Annotated in this window: 18 protein-coding genes; 12 read left to right on the plus strand and 6 right to left on the minus strand. The window is 37.2% G+C overall.

The annotated features are described in order from the left end of the window. Positions 1–251: 251 nt before the first annotated feature. Positions 252–1,880, plus strand: coding sequence for a pyridoxal phosphate-dependent decarboxylase family protein (locus tag N782_RS12580; protein ID WP_036820481.1), 1,629 nt, complete (start codon positions 252–254; stop codon positions 1,878–1,880). A gap of 833 nt (positions 1,881–2,713) precedes the next feature. On the opposite strand, the gene N782_RS12585 is transcribed toward N782_RS12580, so the two are convergent. Then, entirely contained in the window at positions 2,714–4,051 is a 1,338-nt protein-coding gene (locus N782_RS12585; protein ID WP_036820485.1) for a YheC/YheD family endospore coat-associated protein, read from the minus strand. 151 nt (positions 4,052–4,202) lie between these two features. Here N782_RS12585 and N782_RS12590 point away from each other — a divergent pair, with 151 nt between their 5' ends. From N782_RS12590 to N782_RS12600, 3 genes are all read left to right on the plus strand, one after another. Beyond that, positions 4,203–5,339: a DUF445 domain-containing protein gene (locus tag N782_RS12590; RefSeq protein ID WP_036820488.1), complete on the plus strand. Its 1,137-nt coding sequence runs from the start codon at positions 4,203–4,205 to the stop codon at positions 5,337–5,339. A 92-nt stretch (positions 5,340–5,431) separates the two neighbouring features. Then, complete coding sequence (locus N782_RS12595; protein WP_036820490.1) at positions 5,432–5,791, plus strand: YlbF/YmcA family competence regulator; 360 nt, start codon at positions 5,432–5,434, stop codon at positions 5,789–5,791. Between the two features lie 802 nt (positions 5,792–6,593). After that, complete coding sequence (locus N782_RS12600) at positions 6,594–7,364, plus strand: enoyl-CoA hydratase (RefSeq protein ID WP_036820493.1); 771 nt, start codon at positions 6,594–6,596, stop codon at positions 7,362–7,364. Between the two features lie 159 nt (positions 7,365–7,523). Here the strand turns inward: N782_RS12600 and N782_RS12605 are convergent, their stop codons facing one another. Next, on the minus strand, positions 7,524–7,709 hold the full coding sequence (locus N782_RS12605) for a YhzD family protein (RefSeq protein WP_036820495.1): 186 nt from the start codon (positions 7,707–7,709) through the stop codon (positions 7,524–7,526). Positions 7,710–7,983: 274 nt separating this feature from the next. Between N782_RS12605 and N782_RS12610 the strand changes: the two genes are divergently transcribed. Both N782_RS12610 and N782_RS12615 read left to right on the plus strand, forming a co-directional pair. Further along, positions 7,984–8,883 (plus strand): ABC transporter ATP-binding protein, encoded by a 900-nt coding sequence (locus tag N782_RS12610; RefSeq protein ID WP_036820497.1) that lies wholly within the window; start codon positions 7,984–7,986, stop codon positions 8,881–8,883. Then, positions 8,876–10,138, plus strand: a complete 1,263-nt coding sequence (locus tag N782_RS12615; RefSeq protein ID WP_036820500.1) for an ABC transporter permease — start codon at positions 8,876–8,878, stop codon at positions 10,136–10,138. The genes N782_RS12610 and N782_RS12615 overlap by 8 nt, the downstream gene beginning before the upstream one ends. A gap of 90 nt (positions 10,139–10,228) precedes the next feature. Here N782_RS12615 and N782_RS21300 read toward each other — a convergent pair whose 3' ends face one another. Continuing rightward, positions 10,229–10,384, minus strand: a complete 156-nt coding sequence (locus N782_RS21300) for a YuzL family protein (RefSeq protein ID WP_152600770.1) — start codon at positions 10,382–10,384, stop codon at positions 10,229–10,231. 123 nt (positions 10,385–10,507) lie between these two features. Between N782_RS21300 and N782_RS12620 the strand changes: the two genes are divergently transcribed. The 5 genes from N782_RS12620 to N782_RS12640 all read left to right on the plus strand — a co-directional run bounded on the left by N782_RS12620 (position 10,508) and on the right by N782_RS12640 (position 16,827). After that, a complete protein-coding gene (locus N782_RS12620) occupies positions 10,508–11,737 on the plus strand; it encodes a metallophosphoesterase family protein (RefSeq protein WP_036820503.1) in 1,230 nt (409 codons plus the stop codon). Between the two features lie 3 nt (positions 11,738–11,740). Beyond that, a complete protein-coding gene (locus N782_RS12625) occupies positions 11,741–14,677 on the plus strand; it encodes an ATP-binding protein (protein WP_036820505.1) in 2,937 nt (978 codons plus the stop codon). 98 nt (positions 14,678–14,775) lie between these two features. Continuing rightward, positions 14,776–15,318 (plus strand): GbsR/MarR family transcriptional regulator, encoded by a 543-nt coding sequence (locus N782_RS12630; RefSeq protein ID WP_036820508.1) that lies wholly within the window; start codon positions 14,776–14,778, stop codon positions 15,316–15,318. Between the two features lie 235 nt (positions 15,319–15,553). Next, the gene (gene yhaM, locus N782_RS12635) at positions 15,554–16,510 is read left to right on the plus strand and encodes a 3'-5' exoribonuclease YhaM (RefSeq protein WP_036820511.1); all 957 of its coding nucleotides are present in this window, start codon (positions 15,554–15,556) and stop codon (positions 16,508–16,510) included. A 104-nt stretch (positions 16,511–16,614) separates the two neighbouring features. After that, the gene (locus N782_RS12640; RefSeq protein ID WP_237582655.1) at positions 16,615–16,827 is read left to right on the plus strand and encodes a sporulation YhaL family protein; all 213 of its coding nucleotides are present in this window, start codon (positions 16,615–16,617) and stop codon (positions 16,825–16,827) included. 397 nt (positions 16,828–17,224) lie between these two features. Here N782_RS12640 and N782_RS12650 read toward each other — a convergent pair whose 3' ends face one another. Further along, positions 17,225–18,103, minus strand: a complete 879-nt coding sequence (locus N782_RS12650) for a peptidylprolyl isomerase (protein ID WP_036820517.1) — start codon at positions 18,101–18,103, stop codon at positions 17,225–17,227. Positions 18,104–18,350: 247 nt separating this feature from the next. On the opposite strand from N782_RS12650, the gene N782_RS12655 reads away from it, so the two are divergent. Then, a complete protein-coding gene (locus tag N782_RS12655; protein ID WP_036820520.1) occupies positions 18,351–18,437 on the plus strand; it encodes a YjcZ family sporulation protein in 87 nt (28 codons plus the stop codon). Between the two features lie 112 nt (positions 18,438–18,549). On the opposite strand, the gene N782_RS12660 is transcribed toward N782_RS12655, so the two are convergent. Next, positions 18,550–18,729, minus strand: coding sequence for a hypothetical protein (locus N782_RS12660; protein ID WP_036820523.1), 180 nt, complete (start codon positions 18,727–18,729; stop codon positions 18,550–18,552). 146 nt (positions 18,730–18,875) lie between these two features. Then, on the minus strand, positions 18,876–19,430 hold the full coding sequence (locus N782_RS12665) for a DUF3267 domain-containing protein (protein ID WP_036820525.1): 555 nt from the start codon (positions 19,428–19,430) through the stop codon (positions 18,876–18,878). Positions 19,431–19,619: the final 189 nt, after the last annotated feature.

Consider the following 19,619-nt stretch of genomic DNA (forward strand, 5'->3'; position numbering starts at 1 on the left):
TAAGCGAATTCAAAAATTTTTAAGCTATTTTCAGGAGGTTGATGTATAATGAAGAGTGGAGCATTTTTTTGAATAAAGAATGCATGAGTTCTGACATTTAAGTGACTAGATCCAGCGCCCAGATACTAACAAACTTACTCTTTACGATAAGTCAATATAGAACCAATCGATGTACTGTGGCAGCAGTTTATATCTCGTTAACCGGGTGCAATTAGCTATTCTTTATGTAATCAACAAATAGGGGGGATTTTATGGATTCCTTACATACCTTATATCCTAGTATTGATGGGAACAAAGCTAGTCGTGATGAAATGGTTAGCTATCTTCAGTATGTATTAGAACAGTTAGATAAGATGAAAGATCCTAATAGTCTTATTCTTGGCGAAGAGCAATTAAATAGCGACAGTAAAACATATTATCACATGCTAGCAGAGCAAGCATTTATACCAGAGAAAGGTCATGCTATAGATCAGACCTTACATCAATTAATAAAATTAAGCGAAGGGCATCGAGTATCAAATAGCAATTACTTGGCCAATGCTTCTTCCATGCCTAATACAGCGAGTTTAGTAGCTAATTTTCTGATGACCTTATTGAACGGAAATAATTTATGGGATGTGGAAGGTTCTACTTCAGCAAATGTGGAGACTCAAATTGTTAGCATGTTATCAAAGCTAATAGGGTTTGATGCAAAGAAAAGTGGCGGCTACACAACATGGGGTGGACAAGGTGCAACGTTTACATCACTCCGCATAGCCATATCGAAACGATATCCGGAGGCAAATAAAAGCGGAGTACCTCGTAATCTATACTGCTTCTGTTCTGAACTATCACACTATAGCTTGCATAAATCAATGGAAGCGACAGGCCTTGGAACAGACCACTTGATTAAGATTAAGGCAAACGCTGATCACTCCATAAATATTGATGATCTACGTAAACAAATGGAAACTGTTATTGCAGATGGTGGCGTTCCTTTATATGTACTGACTACAATGGGAACGACAGATACATTTGGGATTGATTCAATCAAAGAAGTAAAAGAACTGCTAACTGAGTTGGAACATAAATACAAGTTAAATGACATTTATCTTCATGCTGATACAGCTATGGGAGGTATGTTTGCATTTTTCAATGAGTATGATTTTTCCGCTAACCCATTAAATATTGAAAAAGATGTATTAGATCAATTAACAAACATTCATGACAAATACCAACACGTGAAGCTTGCCGATAGTCTGGTATTTGATTTTCATAAACTTGGTCAGACGCCTTACGTATCAAGTTTATTTCTATTACAAAATAAATCAGATTTACAAGCAGTAGACTTACATCCAGAAGAAACTCCTTATGTAGGAAATAAAGGATTTGGTCATTATCACACTAGCTATACATTAGAGTGCTCTAGAGCAGGCACCTCCATTCCTATTTATGCTTCATTACTTACGTTTGGTGTGGAAGGGTATCAAAGGTTATTGGCTAATTATCTATCCATAAACCTCGCATTTCGTAAAAGGTTGAAAACTGAATTTAAATTCGTAGCAATCACGAATGAACTATCCCCAATTACCACTTTTCGTTTTTATCAAGACGGAGTGAATTGGGAAGAGGAGAAGTATGGCTTATCTACACAACAACAGATTCAATCCACAAACGAGTTAAATGAAAAACTAATCGAATCAATGGGTGTGGATCGAAAGGATCTGTATTTTGGCAGTACTAGAAAACAATGTACTGTAAGAGCAATAGATACTAATGAGCAGGTTAATATCACTTCTCACAAATTTTTTAGTATATCACCATACACATCCATTGAAGATATGGACCGATACTTCCGGTTCTTGCATAAACATGTAGATGAACTGTTGGTTATGAAATAGTAGGAACACTATCTTTTGAATAAGAGCTATGAATTGCTTATGCGATTTATAGCTCTTTATTTTCATATAAGAGGCATAATGTTGAGTACTTGGACTCGAAATAATTGGAGTGGTCCGAAGAGTTGGGGTGGGTAGGAAACGGCAATACGTAGGAGAACTTTTTGACGGACATATGATCTCTTATTTTCAGTAAAAACCCTATTTTGGAGAGGCTAACGGACATATAGTATCTTATTTGTGAAAAAACACACTACATTAAGGTCAATTAGGCTAAATAGCGTACTGGATGTCCGTTGCGAATGCAAAAAAGTCTTCAAATCGAAGAATAAGATACTATATGTCCGCTAGCATAGAATCACCTTGTGTCATAATTGATTCCTCGCTTCGTGAATACCATGATTCCGAAACAGTCCCACTCTAACCTTGCCGTGATTCCGTTCCTCCCAACAAAAGCAAAGGTGGCCGTGGAACGACGAGACTCCCACCGGAGAAAGAGGTAGGCAAGATCCCGCAAAGCCCCGCTTTTGGGCTTGAGGAGGCTTGAGAAGGAGAGGTTCGACTAAAACCGTCACATCGTGTGACAACATCGAACGACCCTACACCGTGTAGGGCCGCCGGCAGGACGCGAGTTGTTCCACGGCCACCTTTATTCTAATAAAAGCTACGGAAACATCACTCTTTCTAAGCAAACACCAAAATTATCTCGAACACAAGTCTTCAACATAATGATACTGATAATGGAGTATCAGCATATTATTCCATCCCCATAATAAAAAGTAGTTCAATTAGAAATACATACTCTAAAACTGAACTACTTGAGGGTAGTACCTATGTTATTCCGCTAATAAAGATAAATAAAAATGTTTTGCGTAACGGTATGGATACGAGAGAATCATGGATTGTTCTTTTTGAAAAGCAGGGTGGTCATAGAGGGCATAGCCTGGTTTAGAGTTTGCTTCAAACAGCCATACTTTTCCTTCTTCATCGATTCCAAAATCGAATCCGAGTTCACCGAGTGGTGAAGATGATTTATGATCTAGTGCCTTGCTGACAAGAAGTGCTGAACGTTCTAATTTTTTGTATATATTCTGGCTTTCTTTATCATCGAATAACTCATCAAGTGTGTGCAAAGAACCACCTCGTTTCACGTGAGTAGTGAGGCTTCCTTTACCTGCGAATTTCGTACATATCGCTGTAACTTCCCATTCATTATTTTCATTCTTATTTGCATGAACACGATAATCCATTGGACTAGATCGTTTCGATTTTAGAGGTATTTCTGGCTGAGCGATGTACCCATAGAGCCCATTAGGGAATTGCTGCTTCAGCATTTGGTCAATTTGTTGATAGCGCTGATGGACCTTTTTATCTTGATCATAATACATACATTCGATTCCAGTTGACTCAGCGTGAATGGTGCACTTTTTAATACCTGTACCTTTGCTGCCATGTATCGGTTTAATATAAATACTTTTATGAGTGTCGAGCATCTCAGTAATTTTATCTTTTGATGGGTGAAGAACGGTTGGAGGTAGTAAATGTGCAACCTGACCTGTTTGAATAAGTTGATCATAGGTTTTCCATTTATTAAAAAATCCTGAATTAAACCAAATGGTATGTTCTTGAAGCTTTTGTTTAGCTTCTTCTATAGAAGGATGGTGTTCAACTTTACGATTGGGAATTCGATCATAGATGACATAAGGGATAGGGAAGGTATAATCTTTCCATTCGCCATCACTAAAAACCAATCCATGAATCGTTTGGTTATCCCAGTTTATATGCTGATAACCAAAGAAAATTGTATCAAAGCCATAAGATTGTCCGGTCATTGCCATCGACTCAAACACAGGAGTACGTTCCCCAAGCGCTTGGGTTTCATCCTGTTGAAAACCGGCTGTAAATACACCGAGTAAAGGTTGAAGAAGAATATGCGAACCTTGTACAAAACAAGAAATCGTTCGCTGGTGCACAAGATGAAGTTGCGTAACTAAGTCTTCGGAAATATATAAAATGTCGTCATCTTTTTGATGTGTCATAATCTCAATAGAAGCTTGTTTAATTCCATATTTTATCGTTTGGGCTTGTTTAAATGCAGGGTACACTTGTTTAGGGACAATCACACGATTCTTATGACTTCGATAGGATTGTAGATGAAAGTGGAAAGATTCCATATGTTTTCCTCCTGTTCTACCTTTTCATAACTATCCTATGAACGCTTGTTTGAAATCATGCTTTTCCTTTTCTTCATCCAAGCTTTTGGATATACTATATGTTTAAGGAAGTTGAACGTTATGAACAATTGAAGATAGGAAGGTCGGTCTTATGAAAATTTTCTTACTTATATTATTAATGATGGTAATTGGCGCTATAATTGGTGGAGTTACAAACTCCCTGGCAATTAAGATGCTCTTCAGACCTTTTCATCCAAAATATATTGGCAAGAAACAACTACCATTCACACCCGGTTTAATTCCAAAACGCCGTAATGAACTAGCTGATCAGTTAGGGAAAATGGTGGTGGAACACCTTTTAACTCCAGAAGGGTTAAGAAGGAAGTTCTTGGACGCCACTTTTCAAAAACAAATGGAGGAATGGGCTAAAACGGAGGTGGACCGTTTTCTTCATTCTGAACAAACACTTGAGGATTGGTTAGCAAGTTACAATATTCCTTTAGATGTAGAAAAGATGGAACAATCCATTTATGAATTCACGCAAAAACGTTATCACCAAGTAATGGACCAATATCGAGAAGACTCTATCAAAGATTTGATGCCATCCCATTTGGATCAAAAAGGAAAAGCGAGTATGGAAACGGTTAGCTCGTATATCCTTGATCAATTAGATCAATATATATCAAGTGAGCAAGGTAAACGAAAACTTGGGGATATTATTGAACGGTATTTGGAAGGCCAGGGATTTTTGGGTAATATGATTTCAAACTTCTTAGGTAATGAAGGGCTTGTCGATAAAATTCAGCCAGCTATTAGTAACTATCTTCATTCAAACGAAACGAAAAGCTGGTTAACTTCACTACTTGAAAGCGAATGGGATAAGTGGACAAACAAGGATGTGCGCTTCTACGAAGAAAAGGTAGGATCAGATGTCATTGCAAAAACGTTGGCATCTGTTGTCACAAATGCCGTCCCTGTTCAAGAATGGATGAATCGTTCTATAGCGGAACATACTAAGACCCTTCGTCCATATGTGTTAGACACAATGGTTCCGAGCATGGTTAATCATATTGGTGTTTATTTATCTGAACGAATACCTGAAATTATGGAAAAGCTACACCTTTCTGATATCGTGAAGCAAGAGGTGGAATCTTTTTCTGTAGAGCGTTTAGAGACGATGGTATTAGATATTTCTCGTCGAGAATTTAAGATGATTACCTACCTCGGCGCATTGCTTGGAGGAGTCATTGGACTTGTTCAAGGAATTATCGCTATCCTTATTGGATAACGATTTTATCGGATTCCTATACACACTACGTTTCGTTTGTTATAGTGTTAGGGAATGAGCTTAAAAGGACAAATAATTAGGAGGCAACACTCATGGCTAATATTTATGATTACGCATACGACCTAGAAAAAGCAATCCGCGAAAGCGACGAATTTCAAGGCCTTAAACAGGCTTATGAAGCAGTAATGGCGGATGAGCAAGCGAAAGAAATGTTCGACAACTTCCGTAATACTCAAATCGAATTGCAACAAAAACAAATGCAAGGACAAGAGATTTCTGAAGAAGAAGTTGAACAAGCTCGCAAAGTTGTGGAAACAGTACAACAGCATGAGCAAATCTCTAAGCTAATGGAAGAAGAGCAACGTCTAAACCAAACAATTAATGATGTAAGCAAAATCATCACTAAGCCTCTAGAAGAGCTTTATGGTACAGACGAAGAAGGACAACAATAAAGCAAGTTGAAATCCTCCCTTATTGGGAGGATTTTTTTATTGTCTAGCGTACTATAAAATTCAAGCTTGTGTATAACTGAAGAATTGAAGTAGCCACGTCCAGCTCCAGCGCCCAGCGACTAGTATGCTATGTTGTTATCGGAATCGGCAATACGTTGGACATATTTTTGTGACGGACATATAATCTCTTATTTTCTGTAAAAACCCTCTTTTGGAGAGGCTAACGGACATATAGAAGGTGTCTATTAACTCTGGATAAGTTTGAGTCTCATTCAAACTCACTCCAATTTCATGGTAAAAAATAGATATATCACTCTAAAAAAGCCTAATTGTGGGGTTGCTTTGACCATTATTAACTCCAAATATTATATCGGTAGATGGTTTCCACAGTTAATAGACAGCTTCATATAGTATCTTATTTGTGAAAAAACACACTTCATTATGGTGATTTAAGCTGAATAGCGTACTGGATGTCCGTTGCGAATGGAAAATCCCCCTCAAATCGAAGAATAAGATACTGTATGTCCGTTAGCATAGCATCACTTTGTCTCCTTAATCACCCCACACTTAGTGAATACCACGAACCCAAGTCTTCAAGATAATGGGGAAAAAGAAATTCCGTGAATTAACGTTAGAAACTCTTTTAATACTCTAACTAAACAAGCATTATTAATCATTAACTTTTTCTGAATAAACATATCTACTCTTAGTTTTCCTATCTCAGCAGGAAATATAGAAAGCAATAAAGAAGTTAGTTTATACCAGTGTTTTGCTTTGGTAAGTATGTAATAGGAGGGTTACCATGAGTTATTTTACGTTAAAGAGTGAGAACGGTATATCACACTTGAAGCTTACTCGTCCTGATAAAATGAATGCGCTTAACCATGAAAGTCTTCAAGAATTAAAAGATCATATTTGTGATATTGAAGAAAATGACGATTTACTAGTTGTTATTTCTGCAGAAGGAAAAGGGTTTTGCTCTGGCGGGGATATAAATATGATGGAAGAAACGAGAGGGGAGCACTCCTTTCAGCATGTGATGGATGATATTGAGGATGTGATGACTCAGTTTTATCTCATGCCAAAGATGGTTATTTCTGCAGTTCATGGACCGGTAGTAGGTTTAGGATTAAGTCTTGCTTTATCAACTGATTATGTTTTAGCACATGACTCATCTAAACTATCGATGAATTTTATAGGGATTGGTTTAATTCCAGATGGTGGTGGCCATTTCTGGTTACAAGAACGTCTTGGTACACAACAAGCGAAGCTATTTGCTTGGGAAGGTAAAACTCTTACTGGCCAAGAAGCATTTGAGGAAGGGTTGGTAGATGCTGTTACCTCTGAAGATGTAGAAGAAGAAGCATTTAAACTTGCTCACCAATGGCAACAACGTCCGCTTCACGCTATGATCGGAACAAAGCAAGTGTACCACCGCAATGAAATAGATAAACTATCGAAAATTTTGCAAGAAGAGCGTATATGGCAGTTTGATTTAAAAAATACAGAGGATCATCAAGAAGGAGTTCAAGCATTTCTTCAAAAACGCAAGCCTGATTTTAAAGGCAGATAAGCAAAATTAAGATCCTGGCATATGCCAGGATCTATTTGTCGTCCAGGAAATTATAAAATTAAACGCTTGTGTATAACTAAAAAAAGTGATGCGGCCACGTCGTGTGGGCAGCAGCACATACGTCGCTAACCTGGCGCTTGCGCTTTTGAGTTATAGATTTTATCGATGAAACAATACCATATGTCCATCTGGGGCAACGCAGCGATGGGTATGTTCTTCATAACCTTGATCTTCAAGCTTTTGTTTACCAATTTTACTTGCGTCTTGATCATTCTCTGCTTCGAATGTTTCATCTAATAAATGAGTACCATCTGGTGCAAATACAGTTAATGCATATGCTTTCATAATTTTTATTCCCTCCTGATATTTGTACATCTTAACTATTTCGCATTAGGTTGTATGATTCCTGCATATTTTTTGATTTTTGTCGATAAATGTAATGTGGGAATTGTTCAGATATACAAAGATAGACTTGATTTACAATGAACGTAAATAATATTTTTGTTGCTCTTACATGTTCTTCCTTATACATTTAAAGTATAAACCTAAATAGTAAAAAGATTTTGAAACAAATCACTTATGTAAGACGTATGTGAAGTAGGAGAGGAGAGGGTGTGTCATGACACTTAAGTTAACTAACGTAACTAAGCGATTTGGTTCAGCTACTGCTGTAGATAATCTTTCGCTAGAAATACCAGAGAAACAAATATTTGGCTTTTTAGGAGCAAACGGGGCAGGTAAAACGACAACGTTCCGTATGATATTAGGATTGATGGATCTTACAGAGGGCTCAATTTCTTGGAACGATGACTCCATTAATTATAGTAAAAGCCACCTGATTGGCTATCTTCCAGAAGAAAGAGGGCTATATCCAAAGTTAACCGTTAAGGATCAGCTTGTCTATCTTGGGAGATTAAGAGGAATGCAGAAGAATGACATTATTTCTGAAATGGATGCTTGGCTTGAGAAATTTCACGTTCCTGAATATCGTGACAAAAAGGTTGAAGAGCTTTCGAAAGGGAATCAACAAAAGATACAGTTTATATCGGCTGTGATACATAAGCCAAAGCTACTTATTTTAGATGAACCCTTCTCAGGTCTTGACCCGGTTAATGTGGAACAACTCAAAAAAGCCGTTGTTGAGTTAAAAGAAGCTGGAACTTCCATCGTATTTTCATCTCATAGAATGGAACATGTGGAGGAACTATGTGAGCACTTATGTATTCTGCATCACGGTACACCTGTTGTTCATGGAGGACTTAAGGAAGTGAAACGGTCCTTTGGGAAGAAAAATGTAGTGGTACGTGCGGATTTTGATGTGAATTATCTGAAGGATGTCCCAGGAGTTGTTCGCTATAAACCTTTCACGGAAGGATGTGAACTGCAAATCGAGAGTGAGGATGTTGCAGCTCGCATATTTGAAGCTCTATCTGGAAAGGGTTTTGTACGTACCTTTGATCTTGAAGAGCCTACCTTAAATGACATATTTATTGAGAAAGTAGGTGCTTCTTATGAATAATAAATTTTTTGTTATATTAGCTCATACTTATCTAAACCGTTTAAAATCCAAGGCGTTTATAATCACAACTGTTATCACGCTTCTACTTATTGTAGGACTTGCCAATTTCCAGAACATCATCGATACATTTACCAGTGAAGAGGAACAAGTAGATAAGGTTGCGGTTATTGATGAAACAGATTCATTGTTCTCTAGGTTCCAGTCACAAGTGAAAGCTCAAGAAGATGTCATGGAAGTTGTTGAATTTGATGGCTCAGAAGAAGAAGCGAAAACGGCTGTACAAGAAGGGGAATATAAAGGTCTGCTAACGCTCTCTATAAATGAGAATGATTTGCCTGAAGGTACGTATTATTCAAATCAAATGAGTGAATTGAGTGTTAGCGGGAAACTTCAGCAAGGATTGCAGCAATTGAAAGTCGCTGTGGCAACAGAAAACGCAGGTATTGAACAATCAACTATTCAGCAGATTTATTCCCCTGTTTCCTTTGAAAAGGTGTCATTAGCAGAGGATTCAAAATCATTTGAAGAACTTAACGAGACACGAGGCCTTGTGTATATTATGTTGTTCTTGCTTTATTTTGGTGTATTAATGTATGGCAACATGATTGCAATGGAAGTCGCTACCGAAAAATCATCTCGAGTTATGGAGATATTGATTTCTAGTGTTTCACCTGTAACACAGATGTTCGGTAAGATTTGCGGAATCGCGTTATTAGGTATTACTCAATTCAGCTTAATTTTATTAGTTGGATATCAATCCATTAAGAGTAATATGGAATCGATGAGTGGTGGAGGGTTTACTAGTTATTTCGGATTTTCTAATGTTCAAATCAGTACACTCCTCTATGCAATAGTCTTTTTCTTACTCGGCTATTTGTTGTATGCAACGTTGGCTGCCATGCTAGGGTCTATTGTGAGTCGGATTGAAGATGCACAACAAGTAATTACACCAATGACATTGCTGATTGTAGCTGCGTTTATGTTAGCTATGTTCGGATTAAATGTTCCAGAATCTACTTTTGTAACCGTGACTTCATTCATTCCATTCTTTACTCCAATGCTTATGTTCCTTCGTGTAGGAATGTTGGAGATTCCATTTTGGGAATCCAGCCTTGGTATTTTACTATTAATTGGTACTATTATTGTATTAGCTGTCATCGGTGCCCGAGTTTATCGTGGAGGTGTACTCCTCTATGGGCGTTCATCATCGTTGAAGGATTTGAAAAAGGCTATGCAATTATCTAAAAAAGAATAGTAGGAAACATGAGAAAAAGAGCAGAATCCACATAGGATTTCTGCTCTTCTTCTTATCCGTAATATTTTACATATTGAATGTGAATGTAAATTAATCTTTTGCAGTATTCTCTTTTTTATATTGCATGTTGGTGGTTTGATGATCAGGTTCATCACGGAACTTTTCTACTGGTCCACTATTAGGGGAGCCTTTCACACTTGCTGCGCTCTTTCCACGCTCAGATGGATTCTTTTTTCGTTTAGCCATTCGTTTCACCTCCACAGGAATAGCTTCACCAGTTATAAGAAATATATGAAGCGAACGTGCATTCGTGTGCTTCGTTTGATACAATCAAATCAATGAGATTGAACAGAGAGGAGCTTCTTTTGTATGAAGGGAAGCATTCGATTTTTGCATTGTGCTGACTTGCATTTAGATAGTCCTTTTAAAGGCTATTATCATTTACCTGGCCCACTGTTTCGTGATGTGAGAGAGAGTACGTTTAAGGCATTCGATAAACTAATTGAGCATGCTGTTGAACAGCAGGTGGACTTTGTGTTGATGGCAGGAGATATTTTTGATCAAGATGGCAGAAGCTTGAAAGCACAACTCCATTTTAAAAAAGGTCTGGAACGATTAGCGGAACATCATATCCATACATACGTCAGTCACGGTAATCATGATTATATGAGCGCTACTTTTTATCCAATGACTTATCCTGATTATGTACATGTATTTGAAACAGAAGAAGTGCAGTCCATTCCTTTTTATAAAAATGGGGAGAGGTTAGCCGATATACATGGATTTAGTTATGAACAGCGAGCAGTTCACCAGTCCAAACATCAGGACTTTATTCCATCCTCTGAAGAGATTTATAACATAGGGATGTTACATGGTAGTTTATCTACAAATACTGAGCATGATGTGTATGCCCCGTTTTCAGTAGAGCAACTTCTACAAAGAGGTATGGATTATTGGGCTTTAGGCCATATTCACAAAAGACAAATCCTACATAAGGACCCATACATCGTCTATCCAGGTAATATTCAGGGACGGCATAGAAACGAACAGGGAGAGAAAGGGTGTTATATTGTAGATCTTTTCGAAAACACTACTTCCCTTACATTTTGCCCCACAGAGAACATCCAGTTTATTGATGAAACACTTCAAATTGAGCAGCAAACGAACCTACATGACTTAGAGACAATTGTTCAATCGTGGAAAAATGATAAACGAATGGAATGTGGGAAAGCATTTATAGAGGTAACGTTTCAAGGGTCATTACCTTTTCCAAAAGAGCAAGAAAATTCAATGATAGAAGAGCTGAAGGACATATGGAATGAACAGGAAGAAGAAGTGGCGGATTGGGTATGGATTACTCGTGTTCATACTTCCATTACTCCTGATTGGGATAGGGAACAGTTGAAAAATGGGGCTCATTTTATAGGTGAATTAATTCGACAATTTGACAATTATCAGGATATCGAAGAATATGTGCATGAATTGTTATATCATAAGCATATGCGAAAATATCTGCAGCCCTTTTCAGAGGAAGAAAAACAGGACATATTAAACAGAGCAGAACAGCTGTTGCTTCAGGAACTTGTGAAGGGGGAGTAGGACATGAAGCTAATAGAAGTACGCATCTATGGGTTCGGAAAATGGGTGAATGAAACTATTCCTTTTTCTAATGAGGGACTTTCTTATGTGTACGGTAAAAATGAAGCCGGTAAATCCACATTACATCAATTCATTCTATATATCTTATTCTCACTCCCTCCAAGAAAGCTTCAAGTATTTAAACCTCAAAAAGGTGGAGCAGTAGGAGGAAGTCTTGTCATTGAAACTCTTGATTCGGGACGAGTCACTATTGAAAGGCAACCAGATAAATATGACGGGGAAGCACGTTGTTTTTTGGAGAACGGGGAAGAAAAACAAGAATCCTTTTTAAAAGAAATTCTAAATGGTATAGATCGTTCTACATATGAGGCGATATTTTCATTCGGACTTCATGATATTCAACATGTACAGCAGTTACATTCAGATGACATCGGAGATATTTTATTTGGAATTGGTATGACAGGTTCCAGAGAAATCTATGATGTTGAGAAGAAGCTTGAAAAGGAATTAGATCAACGATTTAAAAAACAAGGTAAAAATCCACAACTGAATCAACAATTGGTATCTGTAAAAGAAAAGGAAGAACTTTATCAGGCTTCTAAACAGGAAGAGGAGCAGTACGCCTATCTAAAACACCAAGAAGATGAACTACAAAATAAACTAGCTTCACTTCAGAATAGCTATAAGGATGTAGAAGCATCCATTGACCGACTAGAGAGAAAGCAACAAGCTGTACAACCTTTATTGGCTTATCAGGAGTTACGAGAAGAGGAAAAAGATATAGGAGAACATCTTACGTTTCCTGAGAATGGAGTGGAACGTTATTATCACCTAAAAGATCAATACCTACCCTTAAAAAGTGAATTGGAAATCATTGAACAAAATGAGAGAACCTACAGAGATAAGCAAAATGAACTTGATGAAGTTGATGTACGTATTCTAGAATCATTAAAGGAGCTTGAACAGGAGAAGCAGCGATTTGATGTAAAAAAAGAGCAAAGAGATCAAATCAATCAAGAGCTTGAACAACGAAAAAAGAAGTTGCAAGAGGAAGTTGACTCACTAGGTATTGAGCTTACTATGGATGAGATAGCAACCATACATTTTCCGTTTTACATAGAGGAACATTGGCAAATGCTTTCCAAGCAACAGCGGGATATTGATTCAGAAGATGAACAATACCAGCAACAAAAACAGGTGAATAAGGAACGGGAACATCAACTCATTTCCGAAAAAGAGACTCTCGAACAATCTCTTTTATCTGAGCAAGAGTATAACGATTATCAAGAAGAAGTAGATAGGCAATATCAAAAAGAAATTCAACAACAAGTGGATAATCAGCATAAGCAACAACAAGATTCACTGAAAGATTATCGTCGTCGAGCCATGACACTAACAAATAAACTATTGGTAGGAGTATTTGCATTCGCTGTCATTGGTATATCGATGAGTTTTCTTTTGAATAATTGGTGGTTGGGGGGAGGAACAGTTGGACTGTTTGGAATTGTAGTAATGGCTGTGACTATAATTCGAAAATCTCTCCCTGGTGTGGATACCAGTATCGGTGAGGAAATAGTTGATAGGAATGAACCATCAACAACTTCCTTAACTTGGTATAAGGAACAGCTTGCAACTCATGATAGGATTAAAACAGAGCTTGATCAGGTTTTCAATCAACTTCAACAACTTCAGGGGGAGATGATGAAGCTAGACGAGCGCTTTGCTTCATTAGATAGACAGCGGCAACGATTTTATCAACAAGTGGATGAACAAATGGAGTTGCATCCTTTTTTACGTCATGTGGATTTAGATTATTGGCCTAAAGCGTATCAAAAGGTAATAAGTCTTAAGGAAGCAATCGAACATGTTAGACAGCAAGAACAAGATGTTCAACAATTGAACACCTATATATCTTCATACGAGCAACAGGTGGAAACATTAGCTAATCAGGTAGATGTTGACAAGAATGTTTCTATAGAAGAACAAGAAAATCGTTTATTCCAACACAAAGCTTTTATTCAAAAGCAATTAGAATTAAAGGAAACATATTCAGAATGGCTTGTTACAATCGAACAACAGAAACAAGATGTTCAAGAAAAGATAAAGCCTTTTGAGGAAGAAATTCGTAAACTTTTAAGGTTTGCGAATGCTGAAGATGAGGAAGTTTATATACACAAAGGCAATAAAGTCAAAAGACTACATGACATTAAGAATCAGAAAAAGCAATACTATGAGCAACTTTATTCCATATATCTAAATAATGACATGGTAGAATCATTATTGAGTTCTTGTTTAGATGCTTCGTCTATTCAACAAGAGAGAAAAGAGATGGCTAATCATAAACAAGAGCTATCAGAACAAATTGATTCCACCAGACAACATCTTTCAGATATAGTATCACGTTTACGAACGTTAGAGGGAGACGAATCGATATCCAAGTACCGACATGAGTTAGAGTTTGAAAAAAGTTTATTAAAGGAACAAGCCATGGAGTGGGCTGTCTATAAAGTTGCCTATTCTATGTTAAGAAACACTAAATCTAAATTTCAACAGGAACGTATGCCGATGGTACTTGAATATTGTAAGCAGTTTTTCTCCATCCTAACCAATAACACATATGTACATGTTTTTGTTCCATCCTCAGAAGAAGGGTTGGTCGTACAAACACAATCTGGAGATCGTTACACTGCGAATCAGTTATCTCAAGGTACAAAGGAACAATTGTATGTAGCATTACGATTGTCGCTAAGTCAGGTAATGAGTGATCAACATGGGATGCCATTCATTATTGACGATGCATTTGTTAATTTCGATGAGGATCGAACAAAAGAATTTTTGTCTTTACTTACAAATATTTCGCATACACAACAAGTAATTGTGTTATCATGCAGACAGTATATTCAAGACATACTGAACAAACAACAGATTATTTTTCTATAAAAAAATAAGTTTTTATTTGTCATGTCCTCGCATGTTTGGAATAATAGTGATAAAATACTCTAGGTACATGTCGAATAAAGCTAGTGGAGGGTCGTCCATTGGTAGATAAAAAACAAGAATGGGCAGAATATGAAGAAACAATAGAAAAGTTTATCCAGGTGATTGCGAAGAATATGAACCTATATGGGATTACTTCCTCTGTAGGACGTTTATATGGAACGTTATATTTCTCCGACTACCCAATGACGCTCGATGACATGCGTGATGCGCTAGAGATGAGCAAGACGAGTATGTCCACTGGAGTTCGTTCTCTTTCTGAAATGAAAATGGTGGAACCTGCTTTTCGTAAAGGGATTCGTAAGGATTTGTACAAGTCTGAAGAAGATTGGTATAAAGCGTTCACCGCATTATTCGGCAATCGCTGGAGACACCATACGGAAACAAATATGGAAGAAGCTAATGAAACTATTTCGGAGCTGCGTTCCATTGCGGATAACTGTGATGATGAAGAGCTAGTTGGTAAAATCCAACGCGACATTGATCGCCTTGAATATGCTCAAAGCTATTATCGCTGGCTTATGAAATTTATCCGTGTTGTTGAATCCGGTGAAATTTTCAAGTATGTTCCAAGAGAAGATTAATGAGAGAAAGAGCGTGGCATACACGCTCTTCTTTTTTTTACATTATACTAGTGAAATCGAGAAGTAAGAATATGCTTAGGTTACATGCCATTAAGAATTGACAATAAAGCATACCATGTAGTGGACATCTTTTTTCTTTACACAAAGGAAAAGTTTCATTACTCTAAAAGTAATTAGTAATAAGTAATTTCATTTTACATAAAAAACATTTCTAACGTCCGAGAGGAGGAACAATATGAAAAAGGGGATATCCAATCATCAAATAGGAGATGCTTTTGATGATTTTATGTTAATCAAGTCATCTACCAAAGGGGTTGCCAGTAATGGGAAACCTTTTTTAACTTTAATTTTGCGTGATGCAACAGGTGAAATTGAAGCAAAGCTGTGGGAAGCTACGAAAGAAGATGAGCAAACCTTTGTAGCGGAAGAATTAGCTCGAATTACAGGAGAAGTCAATCAGTTTCGCGGTAAAGCACAATTAAAAATTCAGTCTATTAGACCTGCCCAACCTACAGATGGAGTAAAGGCCTCGGATTTTGTAGAGAAAGCCCCAGTATCACAAGAGGACTTAATGGAACGAATAACAGAAGCTATTTTTGAAATGAAGAACCCTAATCTTCAACGAATTACACGTCACTTTGTGAAATTGTATCAAGAAGCTTTGCTGACCTATCCTGCAGCAGTAAAGAATCATCACGAATATGTATCTGGTCTAGCTCATCATATTGTATCAATGTTAAATTTAGCCAAACAATTGAAAGAGCTATATCCAGATTTAGATCAAGATCTTCTTTATGCTGGGATCATTTTGCATGACCTCGGAAAGCTGAAAGAATTATCCGGAGCGGCGACCCCATCTTATACATTAGAAGGGAAATTAATTGGACACATCCCTATGATGGTAGAGGAAATTGGCGGCGTGGCGAATGAACTTGGGATAGAAGGTGAAGAGGTAACCATGCTACAACATATGGTGCTAAGTCACCACGGAAAAGCAGAGTGGGGCAGTCCTAAACCTCCACTTATTCGAGAAGCAGAAATGCTCCATTTAATCGATTTGGTTGATGCGAAGATGAATATGTTGAATCGTTCATTAGATAAGGTACAGCCTGGTGAATTTACGGAACGTTTATTCGCTATGGATAATCGTAGCTTTTATAAGCCTTTGTTTGCGGATCAGTACAAAGAATAGAAGCCTATCTTAAATGTTCACAATAAGGAATAAACAATCTCTTAAGTCATAAGACGTACTTATGTGCATATACATGTAGTAAACGTGGACAAGGGGGTACACAAATGATGGTAATTGCCGGTTTTCCTTGGTGGGTGTTAGCTATCATCTTGTTTATAATCTTCTGTGGATATATGGCTTATCGTGCTATGCGTGAGGAACAGAAAATGGAGAATCACTTTATTGAGCAAGAGGGTCAAAAGTATATGGCACGTATTGAAGAAGCTAGACAACAAAAGGACGAAGACAAAGAGCATACTATGGCTTCTGGATCCTAAAAACAAGCGCCTACTTAGCGCTTGTTTTTTTGTGGTGTAAGGAGGGTGCAAAGTGGTTTATTCAACATTAGAGGCATAATCTTGAATACTTGGATTCGAGATATTATGTGTGAGAGGAATGTTTCCGTTGCTTTTGATAGTATAAAGGTGGCCTGGGAACAACTCGCGTCCTGCCGGCGAGCTGGCAAGCTACCTTCGGGGAAAACGCCCTCAGGGGATCTCGCCTACCTCTTTCTCCGGCGGGAGTCTCGTCGTTCCCAGGCCACCTTTGCTATTGTTGGGAGGAACCGAAACATAGCCTGAATGGGGCTTAACTTTAATAAGATTAAAGTCTGTAGTAATCCACATGTGGACAACACAAAAGAGGATATCCCAACTGTGGATATCCTCTTACTCATTATTGTGCTGATTCATTCTTCTTTTCGAATATATCTTTAAATTCTTTAATTTTAATGTCTACATTCGCATCTTCGATTATTTGGTCTATAGATGTTTTAGCATCTGCGTTATTGATTTGTTGCTTTTGAAGCTCTGACTTAATTTGATCTCTCATTTCGTCTAGAGGTTTTACATCTGTTTCTTTTTTGCCTGTTACTTTAATGATGTGCCAACCAAATGAGGATTGAACAGGTTCACTAACTTCGCCTTCTTCTAGTGCGTATGCAGCATCTTCAAAGGCTGGGTCCATTTTTCCTGGGCCAAATGTACCTAGGTCTCCACCTTTTGAAGCAGAAGGACCAGTTGAATATTCTTTGGCAAGTTCAGCAAAACTTTTATTTCCCTCTTTTACTTTTTTGGCAACTTCTTTAGCTTTCTCTTCTGAATCCACAATGATATGGCTCGCTTGAAGCTCAGTCTTCATACGGTCATAGCGTTGTTGTATGTCTTCGTCACTAACTTCAACTTTTGCTGTAGCTGCTTTTTGTTGCAGTAAGCTGTATTCTAATACTGTTTTGAAGTCTTCTTCATTTTGGAAACCCATCTGTTGGAGAGCTTGGTCAAATTGATCACCGTACTGACTCTTATACTTTTCAAGCTCTTTTTCCACTTCTTCCTTTGTTACCTCAAAATCATCATTTAGTACTTCTTTAACAATCATTTCATGCAGAACCTGTTCGCCATAACGATCTTTTAGTTCCTCATAAAATTGTTCTTTAGTTATGTTACCATTTTCAGACTCAACAACTACCTCTGATTGATTAGCATCAGATTGAGAGCAGGCTGTTAAGGCTAGAATGCTAGCTGCAAAAGTAGTAGCTAGAGTGATTTTTTTCATATTCGTAAACACTCCTATATATTGTTTAATTTTCATATTTTACATTTTTAAAAAGGTGAACAGTTGTTTGTGCTTGTCTTTTATGGACAACTAATTCATCAAAATACTATACCATATCAAGGAATAAATCAATAGCAGCACGATACATACACATACACAAAACTTTTGAGAAATCGGGTCATTCGCCTATTCAGGTTTTTTTCTTACGCATAAGATATCTTAGTTAGTTGGAAAAGGAGGTGTTCTTATGAGTAAAGGTTATGGCGGAGGATTTGCCTTGATTGTTGTATTGTTCATCTTGTTAATCATCGTTGGTGCATCTTGGTTGTACTAGGAGCCTCCTAAATACAGCGACAAAAAAAGAACTACCTTTAATTAGGTAGTTCTTCTTTCGTATGCACGAAAAGTCACGTGCTTTCTAATCGGTCTCTATTCCTTCATTTTTGTTATGTGTACAGCACTTCAACGTAAGAGGAAATGAGTAAAATTGTGATTAAAATATTGATGGTTCGAAATACTTTAGGTTGTTTTTCAGTTGCCATCTCTGTTTTCAGGCACAAAGAATGGGTAAGTGAATTAAACATAAATAAAATTAACAGCGCAAATGGTACAAAAAATACTGTCACGATTAAGAACCTCCTTTTGCACCTATGAAATTACTGTATCAAAAATTCCATCTGTTGAACAGATTAAAGTTTTAACTATTGAAAAAAACACCCTAAGCAGGGTGTTTTTGTTCTAATAAAACCTAGATATTACATTTACATTCTCATCATTGCTTGTATCTGTCAATCAAAATGTCGTATCCATCTTTTGCATTTTCAATAATGCATTTTTTTGGTGCAAGTAAGAATTGTCTCACACACAAGAAATCAGTAAAAGACATGCCAATGTTTACTGCAGTAAATACTAGGATATATGCGTAATAATTCGGGAATACGTAACTAGTTACGATTCCCGGAATCGTCAAAAATAACGTTGGTGCTAATGCCATTAGAATAGACGTTTTCTTTGATAAAGTTGAAAAAGTACGATAAGTGAATGTCGGTAAGATGCCACGTTTTAACTTCCAGCGTATACGCACACGCTTGTTTAGCAGTAAAAGTGGAATCATGTGCATTAGCTTGTGAATAGTGGGAAGTAAGAATAACGCCACTGCTATTGGAAATAAACCATAATCTTTTACTGCTTGATGTTGATGGAGCATCGAAACGGGTAAATATAAGAGAATAAATGAAAAAGTACCAAGTATAAGACTTAGTAAATAAATTCGATTCGAACCAAATTCTTTAGTGATGTTAAAGGATTTCCAGCAGTTTAAGTTCATCCTCATCAACCCCCTTATTGTGACAATCAATTCATATTTATAGTAAAATATCTTGTAGAATATTAATGTTATTTGTACATAAATAAGTAGGAAATTTAGTGATGCATTTCCTTTCGTAGAGAGAGTTTCAAAGTGCGCAATTTGTTTTTAATATCATCAGTCCTATGGAATGATACGATGTTTTGAAGA

Origin of the sequence: Pontibacillus yanchengensis Y32 (assembly GCF_000770635.1) — a bacterium.
Taxonomy (GTDB): Bacteria; Bacillota; Bacilli; order Bacillales; family BH030062; genus Pontibacillus; species Pontibacillus yanchengensis.